This window comes from Paracoccus sp. ME4, from assembly GCF_046736325.1.
Lineage (GTDB): Bacteria > Pseudomonadota > Alphaproteobacteria > Rhodobacterales > Rhodobacteraceae > Paracoccus.
Genome location: NZ_CP151278.1, coordinates 37,360 through 62,658, shown reverse-complemented (window position 1 = coordinate 62,658; position 25,299 = coordinate 37,360). Strand labels below are relative to the sequence as shown.

27 protein-coding genes and 1 pseudogene are annotated in these 25,299 nt (G+C 68.9%); 10 read left to right on the top strand and 18 right to left on the bottom strand.

The genetic code is table 11. From position 1 onward, the window contains the following. Nucleotides 1-5: 5 nt before the first annotated feature. Genes AACG61_RS18790 through AACG61_RS18770 form a run of 5 tightly spaced genes read right to left on the bottom strand, consistent with a single transcriptional unit; the run spans nucleotide 6 to nucleotide 6,065 of the window. Nucleotides 6-1,757 (bottom strand): acetyl/propionyl/methylcrotonyl-CoA carboxylase subunit alpha, encoded by a 1,752-nt coding sequence (locus AACG61_RS18790; RefSeq protein WP_411840283.1) that lies wholly within the window; start codon nucleotides 1,755-1,757, stop codon nucleotides 6-8. Then, nucleotides 1,744-3,297, bottom strand: coding sequence for a 5-oxoprolinase/urea amidolyase family protein (locus AACG61_RS18785; RefSeq protein ID WP_411840282.1), 1,554 nt, complete (start codon nucleotides 3,295-3,297; stop codon nucleotides 1,744-1,746). The genes AACG61_RS18790 and AACG61_RS18785 overlap by 14 nt, the downstream gene beginning before the upstream one ends. Next, entirely contained in the window at nucleotides 3,294-4,064 is a 771-nt protein-coding gene (locus tag AACG61_RS18780) for a putative hydro-lyase (protein WP_411840281.1), read from the bottom strand. The genes AACG61_RS18785 and AACG61_RS18780 overlap by 4 nt, the downstream gene beginning before the upstream one ends. Continuing rightward, nucleotides 4,061-4,828 (bottom strand): LamB/YcsF family protein, encoded by a 768-nt coding sequence (locus AACG61_RS18775; protein WP_411840280.1) that lies wholly within the window; start codon nucleotides 4,826-4,828, stop codon nucleotides 4,061-4,063. The genes AACG61_RS18780 and AACG61_RS18775 overlap by 4 nt, the downstream gene beginning before the upstream one ends. A gap of 10 nt (nucleotides 4,829-4,838) precedes the next feature. Continuing rightward, complete coding sequence (locus tag AACG61_RS18770; RefSeq protein WP_411840279.1) at nucleotides 4,839-6,065, bottom strand: NRAMP family divalent metal transporter; 1,227 nt, start codon at nucleotides 6,063-6,065, stop codon at nucleotides 4,839-4,841. Nucleotides 6,066-6,269: 204 nt separating this feature from the next. Here AACG61_RS18770 and AACG61_RS18765 point away from each other — a divergent pair, with 204 nt between their 5' ends. Further along, a complete protein-coding gene (locus tag AACG61_RS18765; protein ID WP_411840278.1) occupies nucleotides 6,270-6,971 on the top strand; it encodes a GntR family transcriptional regulator in 702 nt (233 codons plus the stop codon). Nucleotides 6,972-6,983: 12 nt separating this feature from the next. On the opposite strand, the gene madM is transcribed toward AACG61_RS18765, so the two are convergent. The 4 genes from madM to AACG61_RS18745 form a co-directional block, all read right to left on the bottom strand. Further along, nucleotides 6,984-7,748: a malonate transporter subunit MadM gene (gene madM / locus AACG61_RS18760; protein ID WP_411840277.1), complete on the bottom strand. Its 765-nt coding sequence runs from the start codon at nucleotides 7,746-7,748 to the stop codon at nucleotides 6,984-6,986. Nucleotides 7,749-7,752: 4 nt separating this feature from the next. Next, nucleotides 7,753-8,145 (bottom strand): malonate transporter subunit MadL, encoded by a 393-nt coding sequence (gene madL / locus AACG61_RS18755; protein WP_411840276.1) that lies wholly within the window; start codon nucleotides 8,143-8,145, stop codon nucleotides 7,753-7,755. Between the two features lie 68 nt (nucleotides 8,146-8,213). Beyond that, nucleotides 8,214-9,728: a malonate--CoA ligase gene (locus AACG61_RS18750; RefSeq protein WP_411840275.1), complete on the bottom strand. Its 1,515-nt coding sequence runs from the start codon at nucleotides 9,726-9,728 to the stop codon at nucleotides 8,214-8,216. Nucleotides 9,729-9,751: 23 nt separating this feature from the next. After that, the gene (locus tag AACG61_RS18745) at nucleotides 9,752-11,050 is read right to left on the bottom strand and encodes a malonyl-CoA decarboxylase domain-containing protein (RefSeq protein ID WP_411840274.1); all 1,299 of its coding nucleotides are present in this window, start codon (nucleotides 11,048-11,050) and stop codon (nucleotides 9,752-9,754) included. A 114-nt stretch (nucleotides 11,051-11,164) separates the two neighbouring features. Between AACG61_RS18745 and AACG61_RS18740 the strand changes: the two genes are divergently transcribed. Next, on the top strand, nucleotides 11,165-11,842 hold the full coding sequence (locus AACG61_RS18740; RefSeq protein WP_411840273.1) for a GntR family transcriptional regulator: 678 nt from the start codon (nucleotides 11,165-11,167) through the stop codon (nucleotides 11,840-11,842). On the opposite strand, the gene AACG61_RS18735 is transcribed toward AACG61_RS18740, so the two are convergent. The 3 genes from AACG61_RS18735 to AACG61_RS18725 all read right to left on the bottom strand — a co-directional run bounded on the left by AACG61_RS18735 (nucleotide 11,815) and on the right by AACG61_RS18725 (nucleotide 15,331). Then, entirely contained in the window at nucleotides 11,815-12,747 is a 933-nt protein-coding gene (locus tag AACG61_RS18735; RefSeq protein WP_045999855.1) for a DMT family transporter, read from the bottom strand. The two genes, AACG61_RS18740 and AACG61_RS18735, sit on opposite strands and share 28 nt — an antisense overlap. Before the next feature lie 188 nt (nucleotides 12,748-12,935). Then, nucleotides 12,936-14,030 (bottom strand): ParB/RepB/Spo0J family partition protein, encoded by a 1,095-nt coding sequence (locus AACG61_RS18730; protein WP_411840272.1) that lies wholly within the window; start codon nucleotides 14,028-14,030, stop codon nucleotides 12,936-12,938. Beyond that, on the bottom strand, nucleotides 14,027-15,331 hold the full coding sequence (locus AACG61_RS18725) for an AAA family ATPase (protein WP_411840271.1): 1,305 nt from the start codon (nucleotides 15,329-15,331) through the stop codon (nucleotides 14,027-14,029). The genes AACG61_RS18730 and AACG61_RS18725 overlap by 4 nt, the downstream gene beginning before the upstream one ends. Before the next feature lie 443 nt (nucleotides 15,332-15,774). On the opposite strand from AACG61_RS18725, the gene AACG61_RS18720 reads away from it, so the two are divergent. After that, a complete protein-coding gene (locus AACG61_RS18720; RefSeq protein ID WP_411840270.1) occupies nucleotides 15,775-16,446 on the top strand; it encodes a DnaA N-terminal domain-containing protein in 672 nt (223 codons plus the stop codon). On the opposite strand, the gene AACG61_RS18715 is transcribed toward AACG61_RS18720, so the two are convergent. After that, nucleotides 16,439-17,698, bottom strand: a complete 1,260-nt coding sequence (locus tag AACG61_RS18715) for an Hsp70 family protein (RefSeq protein WP_411840269.1) — start codon at nucleotides 17,696-17,698, stop codon at nucleotides 16,439-16,441. The genes AACG61_RS18720 and AACG61_RS18715 overlap by 8 nt on opposite strands. Before the next feature lie 139 nt (nucleotides 17,699-17,837). Between AACG61_RS18715 and AACG61_RS18710 the strand changes: the two genes are divergently transcribed. Both AACG61_RS18710 and AACG61_RS18705 read left to right on the top strand, forming a co-directional pair. Further along, nucleotides 17,838-19,748 (top strand): methyl-accepting chemotaxis protein, encoded by a 1,911-nt coding sequence (locus tag AACG61_RS18710; protein ID WP_411840268.1) that lies wholly within the window; start codon nucleotides 17,838-17,840, stop codon nucleotides 19,746-19,748. Between the two features lie 63 nt (nucleotides 19,749-19,811). Next, nucleotides 19,812-20,144, top strand: a complete 333-nt coding sequence (locus AACG61_RS18705; RefSeq protein ID WP_411840267.1) for a hypothetical protein — start codon at nucleotides 19,812-19,814, stop codon at nucleotides 20,142-20,144. Nucleotides 20,145-20,291: 147 nt separating this feature from the next. Here AACG61_RS18705 and AACG61_RS18700 read toward each other — a convergent pair whose 3' ends face one another. Then, the gene (locus AACG61_RS18700) at nucleotides 20,292-20,723 is read right to left on the bottom strand and encodes a transposase (RefSeq protein WP_411840325.1); all 432 of its coding nucleotides are present in this window, start codon (nucleotides 20,721-20,723) and stop codon (nucleotides 20,292-20,294) included. An 86-nt stretch (nucleotides 20,724-20,809) separates the two neighbouring features. Then, nucleotides 20,810-20,893, bottom strand: coding sequence for a hypothetical protein (locus AACG61_RS18695; RefSeq protein ID WP_411840324.1), 84 nt, complete (start codon nucleotides 20,891-20,893; stop codon nucleotides 20,810-20,812). Between the two features lie 659 nt (nucleotides 20,894-21,552). Between AACG61_RS18695 and AACG61_RS18690 the strand changes: the two genes are divergently transcribed. Next, a complete protein-coding gene (locus AACG61_RS18690; protein ID WP_411840266.1) occupies nucleotides 21,553-22,260 on the top strand; it encodes a DUF4123 domain-containing protein in 708 nt (235 codons plus the stop codon). On the opposite strand, the gene AACG61_RS18685 is transcribed toward AACG61_RS18690, so the two are convergent. From AACG61_RS18685 to AACG61_RS18675, 3 genes are read right to left on the bottom strand one after another with little or no spacing between them, the layout of a single operon-like run. Further along, nucleotides 22,221-22,802 (bottom strand): hypothetical protein, encoded by a 582-nt coding sequence (locus AACG61_RS18685; protein ID WP_411840265.1) that lies wholly within the window; start codon nucleotides 22,800-22,802, stop codon nucleotides 22,221-22,223. The two genes, AACG61_RS18690 and AACG61_RS18685, sit on opposite strands and share 40 nt — an antisense overlap. 3 nt (nucleotides 22,803-22,805) lie before the next feature. Next, nucleotides 22,806-23,426, bottom strand: coding sequence for a hypothetical protein (locus AACG61_RS18680; RefSeq protein ID WP_411840264.1), 621 nt, complete (start codon nucleotides 23,424-23,426; stop codon nucleotides 22,806-22,808). Then, on the bottom strand, nucleotides 23,426-23,788 hold the full coding sequence (locus AACG61_RS18675) for a hypothetical protein (protein WP_411840263.1): 363 nt from the start codon (nucleotides 23,786-23,788) through the stop codon (nucleotides 23,426-23,428). The genes AACG61_RS18680 and AACG61_RS18675 overlap by 1 nt, the downstream gene beginning before the upstream one ends. Nucleotides 23,789-23,861: 73 nt before the next feature. On the opposite strand from AACG61_RS18675, the pseudogene AACG61_RS18670 reads away from it, so the two are divergent. From AACG61_RS18670 to AACG61_RS18655, 4 genes and pseudogenes are all read left to right on the top strand, one after another. Next, nucleotides 23,862-23,990: pseudogene (locus AACG61_RS18670) on the top strand (helix-turn-helix domain-containing protein); the annotation flags it as partial. A 31-nt stretch (nucleotides 23,991-24,021) separates the two neighbouring features. After that, on the top strand, nucleotides 24,022-24,267 hold the full coding sequence (locus AACG61_RS18665; protein WP_411840262.1) for a hypothetical protein: 246 nt from the start codon (nucleotides 24,022-24,024) through the stop codon (nucleotides 24,265-24,267). Beyond that, nucleotides 24,257-25,102 (top strand): relaxase/mobilization nuclease domain-containing protein, encoded by an 846-nt coding sequence (locus tag AACG61_RS18660; RefSeq protein WP_411840261.1) that lies wholly within the window; start codon nucleotides 24,257-24,259, stop codon nucleotides 25,100-25,102. Before AACG61_RS18665 ends, AACG61_RS18660 begins: the two co-directional genes overlap by 11 nt. Continuing rightward, entirely contained in the window at nucleotides 25,002-25,292 is a 291-nt protein-coding gene (locus AACG61_RS18655) for a relaxase/mobilization nuclease domain-containing protein (RefSeq protein ID WP_411840260.1), read from the top strand. Before AACG61_RS18660 ends, AACG61_RS18655 begins: the two co-directional genes overlap by 101 nt. Nucleotides 25,293-25,299 lie beyond the last annotated feature (7 nt).

The following is a 25,299-nucleotide window of genomic DNA, read 5'->3' as shown; positions in this document are numbered from 1 at the left end:
GGGCCTCAGGCCTCGATGCGGGCGACCGGGGCGGCATGGGCCAGCGTCTCGCCCTCGGCGGCCAGACGGGTCAGGCGTCCGGCGCGCGGGGCCTCGATCCGGGTCTCCATTTTCATGGCCTCGATGACCGCGATGACCTGACCCGCCTCGACCGTCGCACCGTCCTCGACCTGCCACAGCGACAGGGTGCCCGCGACGGGCGCGGTGACGTCGCCCGGATCGGCGGCAGCCACCTCCGGCGCAGAGGCTGCGGGGATACCCGCCGCCAGCAGCCCCTGCGGGATCGCCAGATCGTGCCGCCGCCCGTCGATCTCGATCGCCAGGCGCAGCATGGGCTGATCGGGGGCCGGGGTCACGCGGCCTGCGGGTTGGACGGCGGCTGCCAGGCGGTCGGCGAAGTCGGTCTCGATCCAGCGCGTGTGGACGGCGAAATCATCCGTGAACTCGGGCGCCTCCAGCACCGCACGGTGGAAGGGCAACACGGAGGCCACGCCCTCGATGCGGAACTCGCGCAGCGCGCGGCGGGCGCGAGCGATGGCGGTTGCGCGGTCGGGGCCGGTGACGATCAGCTTGGCCATCATCGAATCGAACTGTCCCGCGACCTGGCCGCCCTGTTCGACGCCGCTGTCCAGCCGGACGCCGATGCCGCCGGGCGCGGACCACAGCGTGATCGGGCCAGGGGTCGGCAGAAAGCCCCGGCCCGGGTCCTCGGCATTGATGCGGAACTCGATCGCGTGGCCGATGGGTGCGGGCACGCCGTCGTCGATCAGGCGCGCGCCCTGCGCCACGCGGATCATCGCGCGGACGATGTCGATGCCGGTCGTCTCCTCGGTCACGGGGTGTTCGACCTGCAGGCGGGTGTTCACCTCCAGGAAGCTGATCGTGCCATTGGCCGACAGCAGGAACTCGACCGTGCCCGCGCCGCTGTAGCCGGCATGGGCGCAGATCGCGCGGGCGCTGTCATGGATGCGGGCGCGCTGATCGTCGGAGAGGTAAGGCGCGGGCGCCTCCTCGACCAGCTTCTGGTTGCGGCGCTGCAGCGAGCAGTCGCGGGTGCCCAGCACCTTGACCGTGCCGTGCCGGTCGGCCAGCACCTGCGCCTCGATATGGCGGGGGCGGTCCAGGAACTGCTCGACATAGCATTCGCCGCGGCCGAAGGCGGTGACCGCCTCGCGGGTGGCGGCGTCGAACAGCTCCTCGACCTCGTCCAGGTCGCGGGCCACGCGCATGCCGCGTCCGCCGCCGCCGAAGGCCGCCTTGATCGCCAAAGGCAGGCCGTGCTCGCGGGCAAAGGCCAGCGCTTCGGCCCCGCTGGCGATGGGGCCGGGGCTGCCCGCGACCAGCGGCGCGCCCACGGCCTGCGCGATCTCTCGCGCGCGGATCTTGTCGCCAAGCGCGTCGATCACGTCCGGGTCGGGCCCGATCCACAGGATGCCCGCAGCCTGCACCGCGCGGGCGAAATCGGCATTCTCCGACAGGAAGCCATAGCCCGGATGGATCGCGTCGACCTCAGCGCGGGCCGCGATGGCCAGCACCTTGGCCGCATCCAGATAGGTGTCGGCGGGGCGATGCCCCTCCAGCGCCCAGGCCTGATCGGCCGCGCGCACGAAGGGCGCATCGTGGTCGGGATCGGCATAGATCGCCACCGATTCGATGCCCTCGTCGGCGCAGGCCCGGATGACGCGCAGGGCGATCTCTCCGCGATTGGCGATCAGGATGCGGCGGATCGGGGTCAGGGGGGTGTCACGAAACATCATGGGCCTCCGGGTCGATAGCGGTAAAGGGCGTGTCGGCGGCAAAGCGGATGCGCGTGCCGGGCGGCAGCTGTCCCGCCAGATCCAGCGCCGAGGGGTGCAGCGTCGCGATGACCGGATAGCCGCCGGTCAGCGGGTGGTCGGCCAGAAACAGCACCGGCTGGCCGGAATGGGGCACCTGGATGGCGCCAGTCGCGGTGCCCTCGCTTGGCAGTTCCCGCGCGTCCTCGCGGGTCAGCGCCTCGCCCGACAGGCGGATGCCCACGCGCGAGGATTGGGGCGTGACCGTCCAGTCCTGCGCCAGGAACCGCTGGACGGTCGCGTCATCGAACCAGTCGGTGCGCGGCCCAAGGGTCACGGGCAGGGTCACGATCTCTCCGGCCTGCGGCAGGTCGGGGCCGGGACCGGGATCGGTCACCGCCCCCGCCGCGCGGTCTGCCGGGGCCAGCGCATCGCCCGCCATCAGCGGCGCGGGCCCGATCTGCGCCAGCGTGTCCGTGGCGCAGGAGCCCAGCACCGGGGCCACGTCGAACCCGCCCCGGATCGCCAGATAGCTGCGCATGCCGCTTGCGGGCGGGTCGATGGTCACCTCGTCCCCCGCATCCAGCGCAAAGGCCACGGGTTGCGCCTGCCCGCGCACGCGGGCCGTCGCGGCACCCGTCACGGCCAGGGTCATCGCCACCTCCGCCCGCAGGCGGACGGGGCCGAGCGTGATCTCCAGCGCGGCCTCCCCCGCGGGGTTGCCCACTGCGCGGTTCGCGCGGCGCAGCGCGCCCAGGTCCAGCGCGCCGGAGGCACTGACCCCCTGCCCCGCCTGCCCCATGCGCCCAGCATCCTGCACCAGGATCGGGAAGGCGGTCTGGACCACGCGCAGTCCAGTCACAGGCGCAGGCTCGGGGACCGCGACGGGATGGACGCGCGCGGACCCGGTCACAAAGCGCGCCCGGACGCCCGGGCGCAGCAGCGCGGGCACGTCGCGGGTCAGGTCGAACATCGGCACTTCGGTGCGGCCGATCAGCTGCCAGCCGCCGGGGCTGGCCTGCGGATAGATGCCACAGAACCGTCCCGCCAGCGCCACCGACCCTGCCGGGATCTTCGTGCGCGGCGCGGGACGGCGCGGCAGATCGAAGCTCGCATCCGCGCAGGTCATGTAGGCAAAGCCCGGCGCAAAGCCGCAGAAGGCCACCTGCCAGGTCGCGGACTGATGGGCGGCGATCACTTCGGCGTCGGTCAGGCCCATCAGGGTCGCGACCTCGGCCAGATCCTCGCCGTCATAGGTCACGGGAATCTCGACCGTCTCGGTCGCGCGGGGGGCAGGCGCGGTGCCGGGGGCGGGCTGGCGGGCCAGCACGGCGCGGGCCAGTGCGGCATCGGCCTCCACGCCGGGATCGGTGGTGACCATCAGCGTGCGGGCGGCGGGCACGATCTCGGCCACGCCCGCAACGGGATCGGCCGCCAGCGCATCGAACAGCGCCAGCGTCGCGTCCAGGTCGGCCAGCTCGACCAGAAAGGCGCGCGGCCCGATGGGCAGGATGCGGGTCATGCCTGCCACCGCGTTTCGGGCACGTTGGTGACGAACATGTGCCCCGGCGCATGGGTGATGGCAAAGGGCGGGCGCGAGGCCATGACCGCCGCCTGCGGCGTCACTCCGCAGGCCCAGAAGACCGGCACCTGACCCGGGCCGACCGGCACCGGATCGCCGAAATCGGGCCGCTGCAGGTCCGCGATGCCCAGGGCCTCGGGCAGGCCCACATGGACCGGGGCGCCATGGACGGCGGGGGTGCGGCCCGAGATCATCGCGGCCTCGGCCACGCGGTCGGCGGGGATCGGGCGCATGGATACAACCAGCCGCCCCGACATCCGCCCCGCCGGGCGGCACTCGCGGTCGGTCAGGAACATCGGCACGTTGCAGCACCGGTCGACATGGGCCACCGGAATGCCCGCCGCCATCAGCGCGCCTTCGAAGGTGAAGGAACAGCCGATCAGGAAGGTCACCAGATCGGGATGCTCCGCCCAGTGGGCGGTGGCGTCGGTGACCTCCTCGGTCAGGACGCCGTCGCGCCAGATGCGATAAAGGGGGATGTCGGTGCGCAGGTCCGCGTCAGGCGCCATGACCGTGCGATGGCTGCCCGGATCGGTCACGTCCAGCACCGGACAGGGTTTCGGGTTCCTCTGCGCGAACAGCAGGAAGTCCCAGGCCCAATCGCGGGGCAGCGAGATCATGTTGCACTGGGTAAACCCCGGCGCCTGACCCGAGGTCGGGCGCACCACGCCCTGCCGCGCGGCCAGCCGCGCCTGTGCCGGGGTCATGCCCCACCTCCGGCGAAGGGCGCGATGGTGACCCCGCCCGCGATCAGCGCGTCGCGGACCCGCGCGGCGATGGCCACCGCGCCAGGGCTGTCGCCATGCACGCAGATGCTGTCGGCCTCAAGGCACAGGATGCTGCCATCCTCGGCCTCCAGCACGCCCTCCGTCGCCAGACGCAGCATGCGCGCGGCGATCAGGTCGGGGTCGTGCAGGACCGCGCCCTTCTGCCGGCGCGAGACCAGCGCGCCCGCGGCGGTATAGGCGCGGTCGGCAAAGGCCTCGGCCACCACGGTCAGGCCCGCGGCGCGCGCCCGGCCCAGCACGGGCGCCCCGGCCAGACCCATCAGCACCAGCGACGGGTCCACGGCCCTGACGCCCGCGATGACCGCATCGGCCTGCCGCGCATCATCCGCGATGGTGTTGTAGAGCGCGCCATGCGGTTTCACATAGGTGACCCGCGTGCCCGCCGCCCGCGCCAGACCGGACAGCGCGCCGATCTGATAGATCACGTCGGCGGTCAGGTCGTCGGGCGCCACGTCAATGTTGCGCCGTCCGAAGGCCACGCGGTCGGGATAGCTGACATGCGCCCCCACCGCGACGCCCCGCGCCGCCGCCTGACGCAGCACCGCCAGCAGGCCCGCCGGATCGCCCGCGTGAAAGCCGCAGGCGATGTTGGCGGAACTGACGATGTCCAGCATCGCGGCGTCGTCACCCATGGTCCAGGCGCCGTAGCCCTCGCCCAGGTCGCTGTTCAGGTCGATCGGCATGGGGTCCTCCTCAGACGGTCAGAAAGGCGAAGATGGTGCTGAACGACCGGAAGCCCATGTACCAGGTCAGCGCGCAGACGATCGCGCCAAGCGCCAGCAGGCCGCGATTGTAGCGGTGCCCGCCCATCAGGTCGGACCGCGCATAGCCGATATAGGTGAAGATCGTCAGACCGATCGGCAGGATCAGCCCGTTGAAGCCGCCCACGAAGACCAGGATCGCCGCCGGCGCCGTGCCGAGCGCCAGATACACCACCAGCGAGAAGGTGATGAAGGCCACCGTCGCCATGTTGCGCGACCGGTCGGTCCGCACGCCCAGCACGTCGAGGAAGCTGACCGAGGTATAGGCGGCCCCGATGACCGAGGTCAGCGCCGCCGCCCACAGCACCACGCCGAAGACGCGCAGGCCCCATTCGCCCGCCGCGACCTGGAAGGCCTGTGCCGCCGGGTTCGCCGCCTGCGAGGACAGGTCCAGCGTCACGCCCGACGCAACCACGCCCAGGATCGCCAGGAACAGCACGAAGCGCATGACGCCCGTGACCGCGATGCCGGTCAGCGCCGCGCGGGTGACGGCGGCCAGGTTGCGCTCTCCGGTCAGGCCCTTGTCCAGCAGGCGGTGCGCGCCGGAATAGGTGATGTAGCCGCCGACCGTGCCCCCCACGATGGTGGTGATGGTGGCAAAGTCGATGGCATCGGGCCAGATCGACTGGCGCAGCGCCTCGCCTACCGGCGGGTTCGACTGGAACGCCACGAAGATCGTCAGCAGGATCATCACGACCCCCAGCCCGATGATCATCCGGTCCAGCAGAAGCCCCGCCCGCTTCGACAGGAAGATGCCGATGGCCAGCGCCGCCGACAGCGCGCCGCCGATCTTGGGGTCCAGGCCCAGCATCGCGTTCAGGCCCAGCCCCGCCCCCGCGATGTTGCCCACGTTGAAGGCCAGACCGCCGATGACGACCAGCGCGGTCAGCAGATAGCCGGCGCCGGGAATGGCGGCGTTCGCGGTCTCGGACGCGCGCTTGCCGGTCAGGGCGGTGATGCGCCAGATGTTCAGCTGGACCACGAAGTCGATCAGGATCGAGGCCAGGATCGCGAAGGCGAAGGCCGATCCCATCCGCGCCGTGAAGGTCGCGGTCTGGGTGATGAAGCCCGGCCCGATGGCCGATGTCGCCATCAGGAAGATCGCCGCCAGAAGGCCTCCGCGAAGGCTGGCGGCCGCGACGCTGCGGTCGGTGGTCATGGATGTTTCCCCGTGTCGGACTGTTGTCGTTGCGGCCAGCCTGCCACGTTTTCGTGATCCGTCAACGATTATATGACAGTTTGGTGTATTTTGTTGAACAATCCGCACCAGCATGCGGGGCAATCTGCCTTCAAACAGGGCAGCGGACGGGTTGCCCCGCCCCTGCCCCGCCGCCATGATCGTCCCTGCATCACAGGACGATCCATGACCGACCCGAATCCCTCAGACACCGATCCCGCTCCCGGCGCCAACCCGTCCGGCCTGGCCGAGGACACGGCCGCCCGGCTGCGCGCGCGCGTCGTCGCGGGGCATCTGCGCCCCGGCCAGCGCCTGTCCGAGGCGCGGCTGGCCGCCGATCTGTCGGTGTCGCGCAACACGCTGCGCGAGGTGTTCCGCCTGCTGACGCGCGAGGGGCTGCTGACCCATGCGCCCAATCGCGGCGTCTCGGTCGCGGTGCCGACGATGGCTGGGGTGCTGGACATCTATCGCGTCCGCCGCCTGATCGAGGTGCCGGCCCTGGCCCAGGCCTGGCCCCGCCACGCGGCGGTGCTGCGCATGGCCGAATGCGTGGCCCAGGCCCGCGCGGCGCGCGAGGCGGGCGACTGGCGCGGGGTGGGCAGCGCGAACATGGCGTTCCACGCGGCCATCGTGGCGCTGACCGACAGTCCGCGCCTGACGGGCTTCTTCGCGCAGGCCATGGCGGAACTGCGCCTGGCCTTCGGGCTGCTGGACAGCCCCGAACAGCTGCACGCGCCGTTCCTGCAGGAGAACGGCGCGATCCTGGCCCTGCTCCAGCAGGGCGACATGGCAGGTGCGGCGGCGCTTCTGGCCGATTACCTGGACCGGTCCGAGCGCGTGGTGATGACCGCCTTCGCCCGGCTGGAGAACGGCGTCACCGGGGGGTGACGCCGCGACGCCTCAGCCGCCGGTCACGGCCAGCAGCATCAGGTAGATGACCGACGGCCCCATCAGGCAGCCCAGCCCCGTATAGAACGTGGCCGTCATCGCGCCGTAGGGCACCAGACGCTTGTCGGTGGCGGCCAGGCCGCCCGCGACGCCGCTGGTCGTGCCCATCAGCCCGCCATAGGCCATCGCCGATTTCGGGTTGTTCAGCCCGATCAGCGGCGCGACGAAGGGCGTGCCGATCATCACCAGCACCGCCTTGAGCAGGCCCGCGGCGACGGACAGGGCGATGACCTCGGAACTGGCGCCCAGGGCGGTGCCGGTCACCGGGCCCACGATGTAGGTCGCGGCCCCGCCGCCGATCGTGGCCATGCTGACCGCATCGGTATAGCCGAAGGCCGCCGCGACCAGCGCCCCCACCGCGAAGGACACGAAGATCCCCAGGGCCAGCGACACGACGCCCGCGACGCCCGCCTTGCGGATCTCTCGGATGTCGACGCCATAGGCGGTCGACACGATGGCCAGGTCGCGCAGCATGGCGCCGCCCATCAGGCCGATCCCCGCGAACATCGGCACGTCGGCCAGACCCTTGTCGCCGCCGGTGGTGACGCCGCCGATCCAGGCCAGCACCAGCCCGATGATGATGGCCACGGCCGAGCCGTGCAGCCGCCCCGCCGACAGCCGGTCCGACAGCTGATAGGACAGCCACATCACGACGCCCACCACCACGAAGGCGAAGACCAGCCCGTTCTTGGCCAGGATCGTTGCGATCATCTCCATGACGTCACGCCTCCTGCGCCATGAGGGGCGGCAGGGGGCTGTCCTGCCCGCCGATCCGCGCCACGACCGGGACCAGCGACACGCAGGCCACGGTCGCGCCGACGCCCGCGATGATCGCGATGGGACCGCCCGCCAGCGCCGCCACGACGTTCTGCTGGGCGGCCATCGCCACGACGATGGGGATGTACATGGCCGACCAGAACAGCACCCCCTGTTCGGTCAGGACCGGCAGGCGCCCCGTGCGGCGCATCCAGTCGGTGGCCAGGATCAGCAGCAGCATGGCAAAGCCCACGCCGCCCACGTTGGACTGGACGCCCAGGATGACGCCCAGCAGATCGCCCAGGATGACGCCCGCCAGATGGCAGGCGGCCAAGGCCGCGACTCCGTAGATGATCATGATGTTCCTCCCGTTGATGGGCCGATGATCCGCGCGCGCCCTCCTCGACGCGCGCGGTCGGCCGGATGTCAGGCCATGGCCTGCGAATAGAGCCCCGCATGCGCCTTGCGCAGTTCGGCCTTCTGCACCTTGCCCATGACGTTGCGCGGCAGAGCGTCGACGACGATCACCTGCCGGGGTTGCTTGAAGCGCGCCAGATCCGACAGCGCGGCGCGGATTTCATCCGCGTCCAGCGTGCCCGATTTCGGCACGACGATGGCGGTCACCGCCTCGCCCAGGTCGGGATGGGGCAGGCCGATCACGGCGCTTTCCAGGACACCCGGCAGCGCGTCGATGGCCTCCTCGACCTCCTTGGGATAGACGTTGTACCCGCCCGAGATCACCAGGTCCTTGTCGCGACCGACGATGCGCAGGTATCCGTCCTCCTGGATCGTGCCCAGATCGCCGGTGATGAAGAACCCGTCGGGGCGGAATTCGGCTGCGGTCTTTTCGGGCATGTTCCAGTAGCCCTCGAAGACGTTCGGTCCCTTGACCTCGATCAGGCCGATCTCTCCGGGCGCGACGGGCGCGCCGGTCTCGCGGTCGGTGATGCGCACTGTGATGCCGGGCAGCGCCATGCCCACCGCCCCCGCGATGCGATCGCCATCATAGGGGTTCGAGGTGATCATGCACGTCTCGGTCATGCCGTATCGCTCCAGAATGCGGTGCCCGGTCCGTTCGGTGAAGGCGCGGTGATCCTCGGCCAGAAGCGGCGCGGACCCGGACACGAACAGCCGCATGTTCGCGGTCGTCTCGCGGTCCAGGCGCGGCGATTTCAGCAGGCGGGTGTAGAAGGTCGGCACCCCCATCAGCACGGTGGCGCGGTCCATCAGGTCGATCGCCTGTTCGGCGTCGAACTTGGTCAGGAAGATCATCGTGGCGCCGGCGACCAGCGCCATGTTGGCGGCCACGAACAGGCCGTGCGTGTGAAAGATCGGCAGCGCGTGGATCAGCCGGTCGTTCGCGTCGAACCGCCAATGCTCCAGCAGCGCCTCGGTGTTGGACGCCAGGTTCCCGTGCGTCAGCACCGCCCCCTTGGACCGCCCCGTGGTCCCCGAGGTATAGAGGATCGCGGCCCGGTCGTCCGGCCCGCAGGGATGCGCGTCCTCGCGCGGGGTGGCCGCATTGGCACGCTCGGCCAGTGTCCCCTGCCCGTCCGCGCCAAGCGTCAGCACCGTCAGCGCGTCCCCGGCCCGATGCGCGTGCGACGCCTGCTGCGCGGGGTCGCAGACGAACAGCCGCGGTGCCGCGTCGCCGATGAAATAGTCGATCTCGGCCCCGGTATAGGCGGTGTTCAGCGGCAGGAAGATCCCGCCTACCTGCAGCGTCGCCAGGTACAGGGCGATGGCCTCGGGCGACTTCTCGACCTGGACGGCCACGCGGTCGCCGGGCGCCACGCCCGCCGCGGTCAGCGCGCCCGCCAGCGCCTCGACCATGCCGCGCATCCGGGCAAAGCTGATGTCGGGCTGGCCGGGCCGTTCGAACAGGGTCTTGCCCTGCATCACTTCGGCGGTCTGGATGAAATGGTCGTGGATGGTCTGCATGTTCGTCTCCTCCCTCAATGTCGTCACGCCTTCAGCGCCTCGGCGATCTGGGCGCCAAGCGCCACCTCGCCGTCGCGTACGAAGGCCTCGTGCCGGTCCTCGATCCGGTCCAGTTCGTACAGATAGTTGATCATCAGCCCATGCGCCGATTTCAGTGCCGAGGGTGCCAGGTCGGCGGGCCAGTTCAGGCGATGCGCGCAGGCCCCGTTGCCCAGGTGGAACCGCGCCACCGGATCGGCGGGCAGCCCGCCCCGCGCCTTGGCCTGGGCGATGTAGCGCGCGCCCCAGGCCAGGACCTGCGGGCGCAGCGTCGCCACCGCGTCATCGTCCCAGCCCCCGGCCAGTGCGCCGCGCAGTTCCGCCGCACCGTCCTGCGTGGCCAGCCAGGTAGCAAAGCCCGGCACCGGCGACAGCGTCACATAGCAGCGCAGTTCGGGCAGGTCCGCCGACAGCTGCGCCACCACCTGCTTGATCAGGAAGTTGCCGAAGCTGACCCCCTTCAGCCCGGGCAGGCTGTTGTTGATCGAATAGAAGACCGCCGTGTCCGCCGCTGCCGGTTCGCGCGCATCCGGCGCGGTCAGGATCGGGCCGATCGCGTCGGGCATGCCCTGGGTCAGCGCGACCTCGACGAAGATCAGCGGCTCGTCCCCGGTGGCGGGGTGGAAGAACGCGTACAGACGGCGGTCATTGTCGGCCAGCCGCCGCTTCAGGTCCGGCCAGCCCTGCATCTGGTGGACGCTTTCGTATTCCATCAGCTTTTCCAGGATCGCGGCGGGCGCATTCCAGTCGATCCGGCGCATGGTCAGAAAGCCGCGGTTGAACCAGCTGGCGAACAGATGCGCGAAATCCTGGTCGATCGGCGCCAGATCGGGGTCCACGCGCATCGCGGCCAGCAGGTCCTGACGCATTCGCACCAGCCGCAGCGTGGCGCCGGGCGCCATGTTCAGCCGGCGGAGCAGGGTCTGGCGGGCAGGCTCGACCACCTCGAACAGATGCGCCACGCCCGCGGCATCGGGCTGGGCGTCCCATGCGGCATAGGCCGAGCGGATCGCGTCGGCATCCACGCCGTGATCGTCGCGCAGGCTGCGGAAGAAGGCCAGCCGCTCCTCGGCGTCCAGCTCGGCATAGGCCGACAGCGCCTGTTCGGCCACCGCGACCCGCGCCGCATCCCCGATCCGTCCCATCAGCACCGCCGAGGCCACCCGCGCGCGTTCGGAGGCGGGGCGCGCCAGCGCCTTCAGCGTCTCGGCCTCGCCGCCGCGCTTGCGCCGCGTGATCGCCTCGACGAAGTCCGACAGGAATCCCAGTCTCTGCTTGCCCATGATGATCCTCCCCGCCCTTGATATACACTGATTCACTACTGTTGTATACAACAACGGCGATGATGGACTTTTTGCAAGCGCTGCGTTGAAATGCAGGACAGAACAGGTGCCGACATGACCCTTCCCACCGCACAGCGCATCCGCCTTGCCCTGGAAAACGCCATCGTGGACGGACGCCTGACCCCCGGCCAGCAGATCGACCCCGACCAGGTCGCGCGCGACTATGGCTGCTCGCGCACCCCCGTGCGCGAGGCGCTGCAGGCGCTGGAGGCGTCAGGCCTGCTGATCGTGCAGCCCAAACGCGGCACCTTCGTGGCCAAGCTGGGTGTGCCCGAGCTGATGGACCGGTTCGAGCTGATGGCCGAGCTGGAATCCTTCTGCGCGCGGCTGGCCTGCCGGCGCGCCGATGCGCAGGACCTGGCCCGCATCGACACCGCCCTGACCGCCTGCGAGGGCGCGCGCCACGACCCCGACCGGTATTATGCCGAGAACACCGCCTTTCATCAGGCGATCTATCGGGCCGCCCACAACCCCTTCCTGGAGGCCGAGACGCTGCGCCTGCAGGCCATCCTGCAACCCTATCGGCGGCGGCAGCTGCAATCGCCGGGGCGGGTCGCCAATTCGCTGGCCGAACACCGCCAGATCGCTGCGGCCATCGCGGCGGGCGACGCCTGCGGCGCGGCACAGGCGATGACCGATCACGTGCTGGTCCAGGGCGAACGCTTCCGCGACCTGGTCGCCGTGGTGGGCAGCCTGTCGGCGCCTCAGGCCGGGGGCGTGGCCTTGCGCTGACGGCGGCGTTCCAGCCCCAGGCTGTGTTCGCGCCAGATGATCAGGATGCCCGCCAGGATCACCAGGCCGGACCCGCCGATCACCACCGCGCTTGGCACCTCGCCGAAGACGTACCAGCCCAGGGCCACCGCCCAGATCATCGCGACATAGTCGAACGGCGCCACCACCGATGCATCGGCATGGCGATAGGCCGAGGTCAGCAAGATCTGCCCCAGCCCGCCCAGCAGTCCCGTGGTGACCAGCTGCGCCAGCACCCAGGCCCCCGGCATCACCCACCCGAAGGGCAACGTCAGCAGCGACAGCCCCGTCGAGGTGACCGAGAACCAGAAGACGATCGCCGATGTCCGCTCGACCTGGACCAGCTGGCGGACAAAGATCTGCGCCAGTGCCGCGGCCCCTGCCCCGCCAAGCGCCACGACCGCACCCAGCATCCGCAAGGGGTCGCCCGCCGTCCCCGCCTGCAGCTGCGGCGACAGCACGATCAGCACCCCGGCCAGCCCCAGCCCGACCATGCCAAGCCGAAAGGCCCGTACGTTCTCTCCCAGAAACATCCCGGCCAGCACCACGACCAGCAGGGGCGCGGCAAAGCCGATTGCCGTCACCTCGGGCAGGGGCAACAGGCCAAGCGCCCAGAAGTTCAGCGCCATCGCCGTCGTCCCGACCAACCCGCGATACAGGTGCCCCATCGGGTTCGCGGTCAGCAGGCCGACCCGCAGTTCCGACCGCAGCACCAGCCAGCCCAGGATCACCGGCAGGGCGAAGAACGACCGAAAGAACACCTGCTGCCCCGGCGGGATCTGGGCACTGTCGGCGGTCGCCTTGATCAGTGCGGCCATCAGGGTGAACACGGTCACGCTGATGCATTTCAACGCGATGCCGCGCATCGGGGAATCACTGGGGGGCATGCCGGGCGCCTTGATACCGTGGGGGTCGGCCTTGGTGCTACGACGGGATTGCACGATCTGCAACAGACATCGACACCGTGACAGGATGATGCTCTATATGCATATATATCAATGGCTTGTGTAAGGCCTTCCCCGCGGGGAAGGTGCTGGCCGCGGGAAAGGGCCCCTGCCCTTCCCCGCGGGGACGATCACTCGATCTGGTCCAGCATGGCGGCCACCGCCGCCTCCAGCTTGCGCCGGTCGATGGTCGAGAAGTCCCGCGGCAGGCGGATCTCAAGGCGACCATTGGCGGCGGTGCATTTCGCGCTGCCCTGCGGGCGCGCAAGCTGGAAGGTCGTCTTGGCCTTGGCGGTCGACGGCGGTGCGGGTGGGGCGGTCCGCGGTGCGGGCCCCTCGGGCAGCGCCTCACCCCCCTGCCCCGCATAGCGGCGCAGCACGGCCAGCTCGTCGGTGATCGACCGCGTGTCCCAGTCCTTCAGCTCGGTCCGGATGGCCGTGACCAGGCCCGGCACCTCATCCAGCCGCTGCGACAGCGACAGGCCCAGGGCGCGCGGGATCTCCTGCGGATACATCAGCACCTCGCCCAAGCGCTCGACCAGCGGGATGAAGTTCCGGATATAGCTGCGCTTCTGATAGCCCGCCGACCGGAACAGGATCGCCACGGCCTTTTCCGCGTCGGTCTCGCGGGTCAGCGGGTCCATCGCGTAATGCACCGCCAGCTGCGCCATCTCGGCAAACGAGATGTCCTTGCGGACGAGGTTCTCGTCGACCATCCGACGATACAGCGCCTCCAGCTGATCACCGCGCGCGGCGATGCCTGCGGGGATGCGCCCCCAGGTCTCGGCATCGCCCGTCTCCTCCAGCAGCTGCCGATAGGCCGAGAGCCGACGCCAGCCCTGGATCAGCTCATAGCGTCCGCCCTCGCCCGGCTCGACCCGGATCGGGTTCGACAGGCCGATCTCGCGGATCGACGCGACCAGCTCGGCCAGGTCGAAATCCGCCACCGGACGGCGATCGCGGATCAGCTTGGTCGTGTCGATCATCTCCAGCGGGATCAGGTCGGTGATCAGCCCGGCCCGCTTCAGCCGCACATGTTCCTGCGCCAACGCGTCGTTCTCAGCCCGGATCCGTGCCTCGATCGCCGCGCGGTCGCGTGCGGATTCCGCCGTCTCGGTGATGGCCGCGGCCATCGGTCCACGGCGCGCATCCTTCCCCGCGGGGACGGTCTCGGTCGCATCGTCCTGCGGCAGGTCGATGTCGAACATCCGGCGCTTGCGGCTCATTGCTTGTCCTCCAGCGCGGTCCAGGCGGCCAGCACGTGGCCGCGGAATTCTTCATAGGCCTGATCGAAGGTCGCCCGCGCCCGCCGCCATGTGCCGCGCGTCATCTCGCGATAGTCGATCTCGTAGATCGAGGACAGGAACCGGCCCGACTGCTCGACCGCCCGCGTCAGCTCGATCGGGTTGACGGCCAGACGCTCGCCGAAGACCTGACGGAAGGCGCCGAACATGGCCTGGTGCAGCTCGTTCGACGGCTCGTAGCGGGTCATCAGGAAGCGGATGTCGGCGAAGGCCTTGGGCAGGGCGATCTTCCCCGTGGGGAAGTTCTCGAACCCGTGCGACAGATCCTCCAGCGCCTCGGCCAGCTGGCCGATGAAGCTCGTGGTACTGTCATACTCCCAGTAGCCCGGCCCCGAGGGGATGTAGAGCATATCCGCCGCAAAGACGGCGTTCATCGACTGATAGCCGATCGCCGGCGGGCAATCGAACAGGATCAGGTCGTAGGCATCGTCCGCAAGACTGTCCAGGAAGCGCGACACGGCCCCGAAGAAGGTCCATTCCGGGTTCAGGTGCCGGTACTGGGCGCTGGCGAACTCGACGAAGGCCGCGTTGGCGCAGCTGGGCACGATGTCGATGGTGGGCCAAGCGGTGGGCTTGATGAAGTCGGCGGGCCGCAGCGTGCCCAGACCCATGTCGCGGATCGAGGCCGGCAGCTTGCGATGGGGCAGGGCGGTGCCGCTCTCGGCGCCGGCGCTGGCACTGTTCATGCGGTCGGTCTCGCGCTCCAGATCGCGGGCCATGATGCCCCAGACCGTGTGGTCCTCGCCCACGTCGTTCAGGCCCATGGAATGGGACAGCGTGGCCTGAGGGTCGAAATCGACCACCAGCACCCGATACCCGTCCAGAGCGGCGGCATGGGCGAAATGCAGCGCGACCGTCGACTTGCCCGCGCCGCCCTTGAAGTTGGCGATGGCCGCACGGAAGGCACGCTTGCCCGCCGGGCGCGGCGGCATGAGGGACCGCTTGCCCACGCGGATGCGGCGGCGCAGCTCGTTCACCTCCTCGAGGCTGAACCAGCGCTGGCGGCCGTCCTCCTCGACTTCCCCGAGGGGAAGGTTCGGGTCCGCCGCCAGCTTGCCCCGGAAGGTCGACTGGTTGATGCGGAAGATCAGTTCGGCCACCTCCCAGGAGGAGAAGCGGCGCAGCGTCTTCTCGTTGGCGGGGCTGAAGGTCTGCCGCCGGATCCAGCCCTGCATCTTGAGGGACTGGGCCTGCAGCCGGGCAAGGTCGTCATGGGTATACATGGAATGCCTGTTTCTTCCGGACGCTGTTTCCTGTCACTTCCGCTTTTACGCCGAACTTGCGCCTTTGGCAAAAGAGTTGTTCACTGAAAGCCGGAATTGCCGCGGACCAGCCTCTGCTGCGCGAATCGGGCCGGGACGGTCGGCGGCGGCGCACCGAAGGCTCTCGGTGGAAGCACCGCCGATTGGGGGACGGCAAGCCCACAAGCACAAAGGATTGGGGGACATCCCGGCCCGAATGGAGGACAACTAGGGAGTCCCCCTATACCAATGATACCCAAATTTCAGGATGGAATGGGGCAGGGGCATCCTCCGGGCTGGCTAGCTGCTTGACAGAATCGGATTTCAGGACGCTAATGCGGACAGATCGGTGAAAGGCGTTGGCAGGCACGACCTTCCCACCCGGTCGGGGCAGGAACCGGGACACCCGGCAGGCAGGAGCGACGATGCAGGTGATGCGACCCGTGGGCCGGGAGGCTGCGGCACGGAAATACGATCTGCTGTCGGCCCTGACCGCCCATGCGCTGGCCTCGGACGGCCATCGGCAGCGGCTGGTGCTGCGCCTGATCGCGCTCATCACCAGCCGCTACAACTGGCAGCGCGACGAGCTGTGCGTCGGTCAGCGCGAGATCGCCCGACTGTGGTGCGTCGACGAACGCACGGTCAAGCGCGACATGGCGCGGCTGCGCGAGATGGGCTGGGTCACCGTCAAGCGGCAGGGCGCGCGGGGGCGGGTGTCGGTCCTGGGCCTCGATCTGGAGCGGATGCTGCTGGACAGCCGCGGGTCCTGGGCGAATGTCGGCGAGGATTTCGTGACCCGCATGAGCGGCCAGGAGGTGCCGGTCCCGACCGCCAATGTCGTGCCCTTCCGGCGCCAGGAGGAGGGCGGCCATGTCTGGGCGCGCATCCGCGCCCAGCTGAGCGCCGAGGACCCGGCGCTGTTCGAGGCCTGGATCGCGCCCCTTGAGGCGGTGGCGCCGGACGGGCAGGGGGGGTGCCTGGAGCTTCGGGCGCCCACGCGCTTTCACGCGACCTATGTACGCACGCATCTGATGGCGCGGCTGCGCGTGGCGCTGCGCCGGGCCGAGCCGTCGCTGAGCGTGCTGCGGATCAGCTGAAGCCCCGCCCCGAGGCCGCCAGCGCCAGCCCGTCCGCCACCGCCGTGAAGACCTCGTGCGTCAGGTGGCGCGCGGCGGGAAAGAGGGCGCGCATCGTCTCGGGCACGACCGCCATCAGGCTGGAGCCGCCGACATAGACGACCTCGTCCACGCGCGCGGCATCGAGGCCCGCGCGCGCCAGCGTCGCAAGCGCCGCGTCGCGCAGCGGGCCCGCATGGCGCGCGAGGCTCTCGGCCAGGGCCTGCGGGGGCAGGGGGGCCTCCAGCCCGCGCTCCAGCATCGCCAGCGACACCCGCGCGCCGTCGTCGCGCCCGTTCGCGGCGATCTTGCCGTCCTCGACCGCGAAGGCCACGTCATGGCCCAGCTCCTCCTCCAAGAGCGCGACCAGGCGGGCCATGGGCGCGAGCTGCGTGGCCAGCCGCGCCATCTCGGCCGCCAGCCGCAGGTTCTGGGGCGTGGTCACGAAGGGGATGCGCTCCCATGTGGCCAGATCGGCATAGAGGGCGTTCGGCACCGGATCGAGGCCCGGGCCCATGGCGCGGCGCAGCGTGCCGCCGCGACCCAAGAGCGGCATGACGTGATCGAGGCTGAGCGTGCGGTCGAAATCCGTGCCGCCGAGGCGCAGCCCGTGGCTGGCCAGGATCGCGGGGCCGTCCCCGCGCGCCTCGATCAGCGCGAAATCCGAGGTGCCGCCGCCGATGTCGACGATCAGGCTGACCATGCCCGGCTGCCGCCCCGCCCCGGCGGCGAGCGCCGCGGCCTCGGGTTCGGCCATGAAGTCGACCGATTCGAAGCCCGCCGCCAGATAGCAGGCGCGCAGGTCCTCCAGCGCCTGCCCCTCGCGCGGATCGTCGGTGGCGTGAAACACCACCGGACGCCCCGAGACCGCGTGGCGGAAGGTCAGGCCGGTCTGCGCCTCGGCGCGCTCGCGCAGCTCGGCCAGAAAGCGGGTGATCAGCTGGGCCAGCGTCACCCGCTCCCACAGGATGCGGCGCGGCTCGTGCAGGAGCGCCGTGCCGAGGACGCGCTTCAGCGCGCGCATGAAGCGCCCCTCGCGCCCCTCCAGAAGGGCCGCATTGGCCGCGGCCCCGGTCAGCAGGCGCCGTTCGGCCGCGTCGAAGAAGACCGTCGTGGGCATGGTCACCCCGCCCGGCTCCAGCGCGATCAGCACGGGACGGCCGTCGGGCGCGTGCCCCGCCGCGCTGTTCGAGGTGCCGAAGTCGATGCCCAATGTGGCGTCCCGCCCTGCCATGTCCGTGCTCCTGCCTGTCCGGGGAAAGGCTGGCTGCCTAGGGACCCCGTGCCGTGGCGTCAAGCGCCGACGGTAACCGGGCGTTAGCAACTTGGCGCTAGCCTCGCGGCCTGGACCTTCCCCTTTCCGGAGCCGTGCCATGACCGCCCTGCCGCGCCTGACCCTCAGACAGACCCTCACCGCCACCAGCCTGTGCCTCATGACGATCCTGGCCGCCGTGCTGGTCACGACGCTCAGCCTGTCGCAGCGCCAGAGCCTGATCGAGAACGCGCAGAGCGCGCAGCGCGTGACCCTGCGCGTGCTGAGCCACGACCTGGCGATCACGATGGCGGCCTATTCGGCGCGCGTCGATGAGAGCGGGGCGGTGACCGACGTGGTCTGGGACGCGATCCCGGCCGAGATGGATCACGCGACGGTCGATTCGGTCGGCGCCCAGACCGGCGAGACGGTGACGATCTTCCGGTGGGATGTGGCCAAGGCCGAGTTCGTGCGGGTCACCACCAACGTCAAGCGCCCGGACGGCACGCGGGCGGTGGGCACGTCGCTGGACCCGACGGGTCCCGTCCACGCCGCGATGCTGCGCGGAGAGACCTATCAGGGGGCCGCGACGATCCTGGAACAGCCCTATCTGACGCTCTACGTGCCGGTTCGCGATGCGGCGGGGCAGGTGACGGGCGTCCTCTATGCCGGGGTCGAGATGACCGCGATCGAGGCGCTGCTGCGCCGCGAGCTGATGGTCTCGGTGGCGCTGACGGTGCTGGCGCTGCTGGTGGCCTCGGGGCTGATCCTGTGGACCACGCGTCGGGCGCTGCGCCCGCTGCAGGCGGTCGAGGACGCGATGCAGGACATCGCCCGCCAGCGCTACGACCGCCCGATTCCGGGGACTGATCTGAAGGACGAGATCGGCTCGATCGCCCGTAACCTGGAGCAGTTCCGCGACGGTCTGGCCTCGGCGGCCGAGGCCCGCGCTGCCGCCGCCGCACTGCGCGAGGCCGCCGCCGCCGAGGCCGAGGCCCAGGCCCGGCGTCAGGCGCGCATCGTGACCGACATCTCGGCCGGGCTGGAGCGGCTGTCGGCGGGCGATCTGACCGCCCACATCCCCAGCCCCGCGCATGACCCCTTCCCGCAGGACTACGAATCGCTGCGCCGGACCTTCAACGGCGTCGTGGCCGATCTGGGCGCGACGATGGCCCGCATCGTCGATGTCGCCCATCAGGTCCGCGGCGGCTCCGAGGAGATCACCTCGGCGGCGCAGGATCTGGCGGCGCGCGCCGAGACGCAGGCCGCGACGCTGGAGCAATCGGCCGCGGCCCTGACAGAGCTGACCGCCAGCGTGCATTCCACCGCCGATCTGGCACGCACCGCCGAGACCGTGTCGCGCGACAACCGCGCCATCGCCGAGGAGGGGCGCAGCATCGTGGGCGACGCCATGGCCGCGATGGGCCGCATCGAGGCTTCTGCCGAGCAGATCAACCGCATCATCACGGTCATCGACGACATCGCCTTCCAGACGAACCTGCTGGCGCTGAACGCAGGCGTCGAGGCGGCGCGCGCGGGAGAGGCGGGCCGCGGATTCGCGGTCGTGGCCTCCGAGGTGCGCGGGCTGGCGCAGCGCGCCTCCGAATCGGCGCGCGAGATCAAGGGGCTGATCCAGGAATCATCGCAGCATGTGCGCACGGGATCGGGTCTGGTGACGCGGACCGGCGGCAGTCTGGAGCAGATCCTGACCAAGGCGCGCGAGGTCTCCGAGCAGGTCGCGGCGATCGCGCTGGCCGCGGGCGACCAGTCCACCGCCCTGTCCGAGATCAATTCGGGCGTCAACCATCTGGACCAGGTGACCCAGCAGAACGCCGCCGTCGCGGAGGAGACGAACGCCGCCGCCGCCTCGCTGCAGAACCAGGCCGGGATCCTTGGCGATGCGCTGACCAGCTTCCGCTTCGATGCGGCGATCCGTCCCGTCCAGCGTGCCCAGCCCGTCGGACGACAGGACCCGCTGTCGATCACGGAGTCCGGGCGCCGCGCGATGACGCCGCGGATGATGGAGTTCTGAGCGCCGGAACCCGTGCCGCCGATCGGATGTTGGTGCGCAGGTAGTCAGCCGAGGTGTCAGCCCATGTCCGTTCAGATTCGAAACCCGATCAGCGCAGCCATGCTGTCCCTCGCACTGCTGGCCGCCCCGGCGGCTTGGTCACAAACGGCCCGGGTGGCCGAGACGCCCGACTGTCCCGCCCCCGAGTCTCTGGCCGAACCGGCGACGCAGCCTGACGCCACGGACGACGCCACGGCGGCGGAGAACGCCGGAACGACCGGGTGGAGCGGCGGAACGGGAGGATCCCAGTTGGGAACCAATGCCCAAGGCGCGGTGGACAGTTCGCCCAACTGGCAGCCACCCACCGCCCGAGGGCTGGACCTACAGGGTGACGCGGAGATCGCTGCCGTCTGCTGACACGAGAGCGGCATGGCACGGTGAGCTGCTCGCCAACTCTTGGACGGATCTGCGGCTGATTTAAGCGACTGCCTGCGCGTACTTATCAGTTTCGATGGTGTTGAAGTGCACCAAGGCGGGCGGCTGCCCGTCATGGGCGGGGCGGGGTCACTGATGGTTATGGAAGGCAATCCATTGGCCAATGGCAGTCTTGGTCTGCGACCCCGTTTCCCAAGCGTGCAGGTAAACGCATTCATACTTGATGGACCGCCAGAAACGCCCGCTGAAGACATTGTCGATGCATCGGCCTCCGCCTTCCATGGAAATCCGGATGCCAGCGCACTTCAGCCTGTCTGTCCATGCAAAGGACGTGAACTGTGAGCCTTGGTCCGTATTCATGATCCAAGGCGCGCCGAAGCGGTGAATGGCCTCATTCAACGCCTCGACGCAGAAGTCAGACTCTAGTGTGTTCAAGGTCCGCCAACCCAGCACCTCTCGGGTGAACCTGACCATGATCGCCAAGAGGTAAAGGAAGCCGCGCCGCATTGGCAGGTAGGTGATGTCGGCACACCAGACTTGGCCGGGGCGATCGACCGGCAGCCCGCCCGAGCCGGATAGGGATAGGTCTTGTGCCCCTTCCTCGGCTTGCTGGTGTCGGGCATTTGGTAGATCGGAAGTGATGAAGGTCAGAAAACGCGCATGAGCCGCATAAGGCGCCGGATGGACTTCTGGTTCACGCCGTGCCCCTCGTTCTGCAGATGCCAAGTCATCTGCCGGACCCCGTAGCGTCAGGACTCGTTCTTTATCACAGCCAGAATAGACCGGTGGCAGCCAATGCGATTGCGGAGAGGTATGTCTACGGACCCCGGTCAGGCTGGGCCTCGAAATCGACCTCCTTAGCCCAGATCCGAGCATGCGTGGTGCTAATTGGCGATAATTCGAGCGCCCGGTCAGCTGCTTCAGCCCGCGCCTGCGATACCGCCAGCCGTCGCCCGGTTCCGTATTGCCAACAACGCCTCCTCGCTGCGGGCATCCCGGTCCGAGCGGACGCGATTGCCGCGATAATAGCTAAACTGCTCTTGAACAGACCTTCGGCCGAGTAGTTGATGTTCTCGCGAAAGGCCAATGTCGGGCCGACCTCTTCCCAGAGAAGCGGCAGCAGGGCGAAGCGGGCGGTGCTTTGCCCAACTTCCTCCAGCCATCCGGCCCGTTACAGCGCCGGCGCATGCTGAGGGTCGTCCTCAAATTGGGTGCCCTAGAAGACGCGGGCGCCAAGATATCGCATCATCTCGCTTCGCCGCCTCAGCCCTGGAGCCAGCTGCTCCATCATCTGGGACGTCTTGGCAACGGACTGGCTTCTGTCTGCGTCAGGCCACAGTATCTGTGCGAGGGCAAATTGTGAGACAGGTGAGCACATATGGCAGTGAAAATGGAAGACGACGACTTCTGGACCGACCTGCCGCGTGCGGCATCCGAAGAGGCCAGCTTCGATACCGTGCCTGGCCTGGTTGTCGAGGATGTCGAAGAATTCGAACCGCTGGACGCCCAGTTCGGGTCGGCAGAGCAGGTGATCGTTCCGTCTTGGTTGCGCAATGTCCTCCGGGATGAATTGGTAAAATCGAAGGACGAGGCCGCCTCGCCGCTGCACATCTATGCCATTCTTGACGCGGCCAAGGTGCCGGGGCTGCCCGAGATGCTGGAGCAGTCCTCTCTGGAATGCGCCTGTCTGTTTCAGGGCCAGTCCGAGGAGAACATGAGGGATGTCTCTCCTTGGCTGGTGAGGCTGTCACCCGAGAGTTCGTTGACCAGGAACGTGTTCACCGCCGGCGACGCGCCTTGGCATCTCTGGGATCGGGCGCCCGGGATCGTCTTTGGGTCCGGGGCCGACATGACGGCGGTGCGACGCCATCTTCGGCGCTTCACGCGCGTGCAGGATCGGCGTGGAAAGTGGTTCATGTTCCGCTTCTGGGAGGCGGATTATCTGCTCGCCTATGTCATGGCCTTGGCAAGGAAGAAGCAGGCTGACTTCATGGGACCGATGCGGGTCATCGTGACGATCGGACCCGGCCCGCGGATCGTGCGATGGGGGGAAGAGAGCTACGGGGTATCATCCTCATCGTCGGGGGAAGCAACGTAGCGGCCCTCCGAGTCATAGCCTTCGAACGGGTCGTCCGTGGTGGTGCGGAAAACGGCACGATGGCGGATGATGAATCCCCGCTCCAGCTCCTCGGCCTGTCCCAGGGCGGGCAGCGGAGTCCGGACATAGTCACGGACCATTTCGAAGACGGCGCAGAGTCGTTCGCGGTCCAGATCCGAGCTGACATCCAGCCACGAGCGGTCGGGCAACGCACCGACGGAGATATTCTCCGGGCGGAAATCCGGATCGCCGGCCTTGGAGACGAGAAGAAACCCGCCGCCCTCTTGTGCATGACGAATCGTGACATGGCGGTCGCGACCGGCCGTCACGACGTCGCAGAGAGGGCTGAATTCGTCCATGCGCACATCCTGCATCGCCACATAGTCCGAGGCCCTTTCGCCTGCGGCGGTCCGGAACACCTCATCCCAGAGGTTGATTAGAGCATAGAAGCTGACGGGGTCCTGTGCCCAGTCATCGAAGGGAAATTGCGGTGCCTGCCGATATTTCCGAAGCAGCAGGTCGATGTAGGAGGACGGGGTCATCGTCTAGGCCATGAATGCATTGATGGTGCCTCGGACTTCAATGTCGTAGCGGACCCGGCTGTTCTGGCTGGCCATGCCACCCGTGCGGTGCTCGCCATTCGGCAAGCCGGCGGGCGGCCTGGACTGGATATACCTGATCGTGCGGGCCAGAATGCCCCATTGCTCGATCTGGCGGAAATCCCTCCGGCTTGCCGTCCGCTGCGCCCATTCATGCGTCAGGCCGGCGATGATGACGCCCTCACGGGCATGGACGGTGCGGCCTTGTACAAGGTAGGGACCGATCCCCTGCGCATCGGACCGGTTGCGAAGCGGCAGGAAGGTGCCTTGCGCCTGGATATTGATCTGGCACCAGACGCAGTTTGCACAATTGCGCAGCTGGTCGCGTTCCGCCTTCGAGCGCTCGCCAGCTTGGTTCTGTATGGCATCCGTCTCAGGTTGCGTGACGGGTCTGTCCAGATAGTCATCCACCAGGACACCGACCGCCACGGCGCTGACGATGATCGCGCCCGCCGTCGCGACCTGGGCCGCCGTGAGCCCGCCCAACAGCGCGCCGCCGCCTGCGGCAGCGGTACCGCCACCGCCCGCGCCGGCCGCGAGCGGCGCAAGGGGAGCCAACTGGGGCATCAGTATCCCTCCCGCATGAAGACCTTCATCAGATCGTAGCTCACGCGCACCCGCGTGTTGATCCCGATTCGGTCGTTGCGCAGCGAGGCTTGCATGTCCGGGCCTTCAACCTGATCGATCCCACGCCCGAAATACACCAGCATCATCATCACATAGCTGTCGTACGTAGCCGTCTCGTACGCAGCGAGTAAGCCATGGACACGCTCGAAGAGCATCTTCGCGACCTTCTCGTAATCCTCATGCGACAGTTCGGGCGTCAATTGAACCTTGCGCCGGACATGGCCGAGCACGCGACGGCGAAAGCGATCCAGAGAGACGGCCGCCAGTGCGTCCCGCTCGTGATCCTCAAGTATCCACACCATGGAAATATCCGCCGAAGGCTCGCCTCGGCACAGGATACGGCATCGGATGGCTGCAAAGCCACCGTAAAGTCCGGTGTCGGATCGTCAGCAACAACAGCTGCGGCGCATGTATGACACCGGAAACCATTCTATCCGTGATCTGGCAGAAATGTTCTTGATCTCGCGGCCGACCGTGTATCGCGCCTTGAGCCTTGAGCCTTGAGCCTTGAGCCTTGAGCCTTGAGCCTTGAGCCTTGAGCCTTCTGCTTTTGTGTAGGACCAAAGCCTGCCTGCGGCCCATCGTTCTGGCGGCGGCGGCGACCATGCTGGGCATGCTGCCGCTTCTGTCGGACCCGCTCTCTGTGTCGATGGCGGTGACGATCATGGCCGGACTGGCATTCGCGACCGTGTTGACCCTGGTCGCGGTGCCGGTCTTCTATGAGCTGATGATGGCCCGCGACGCGCGGCCCGTGCCGGAAGGGGCGCCGGATGCTGCCTGAAGACATCTCCGACGAGGCCCGGCGCCTACGGTTCGAGGGCCGCAAGTTCGCCCTGGAGACGCTGATCCGGTTCCACATGGTCCAGGTCGAGACGGGCCGGAATCTGCGGGTCGGGCATGTCAAGCTGACCTTCGCCCTGTCCTTGGGCGCGTTGGCCAGTTTCCTGACGCTGATCGGCGCCTTCGCGCGCTTCGTCGAGAGCTTTCCGGTCTGGCCCGCGGATCGGACCGGGATCATGCTGCTGCTGGCGGGCCTGAGCTGCCTGATGGTGGGCGCCCTTGTCGCGATCCTGCAGTATCGCACGCCGATCGACCGCTCGGCCGATCTCCTGCGCAGGCCCTATCTGGGGGCCGAGGCGGCGTTTCAGGACCTCATCGACGATCCGACCCTGGACGAGATGGCCGCGCTGGACAGGCTTTCCGCAATCCTGCGCAACAGGATGGAGAAGGTGATACGCCCGAAGCGGCGCGCCCGCGCGGGTGCCGCGTCCCGCTTCGCCGCACGCCTGCGCTATGTCTGCCGCAAGGCCGTGGCCGTGGAGACAGGCAATCTGGTCGGCCCCTGGCCTCTGGCGGCCGACCAGATGCGCATCGTCGCGGCGGCCGGCACGCAGGTGCGGCAGCCCTGCCATCATGTTGTCCTCTCTTGGGGCGACCGAGAGGCGCCGTCCGACGCGGCGGCGCTGACCGCGGGCCGGATGGTGCTGCGGCAGATGGGCTGGCAGGATCATCAGCATGTGCTGGCCGTGCATCGCGACCGCCCGAACCTTGCATGTCCACATGGTGCTGAACCGGGTCCATCCGCGGACGGGTCGCGCTCGCACGCTGAGCCATGATTACGCCCGGCTGGAGCATGCCTGCCGCCGTGTCGAAAGAGCGTTCGGCTGGCCGCCGGACCGCGGGCGGTTCCGCCCGGAGGTGAGGGATGGCGTGCTGAGGCCGATGGCGCAGGCGCATTGGCTGGCGCGCGTCGCGGCGCGCGAGGTGGGGCTGCGTCCGGACCCGCTCAGCGTCCGCGGGCCCTAGGCTCCAG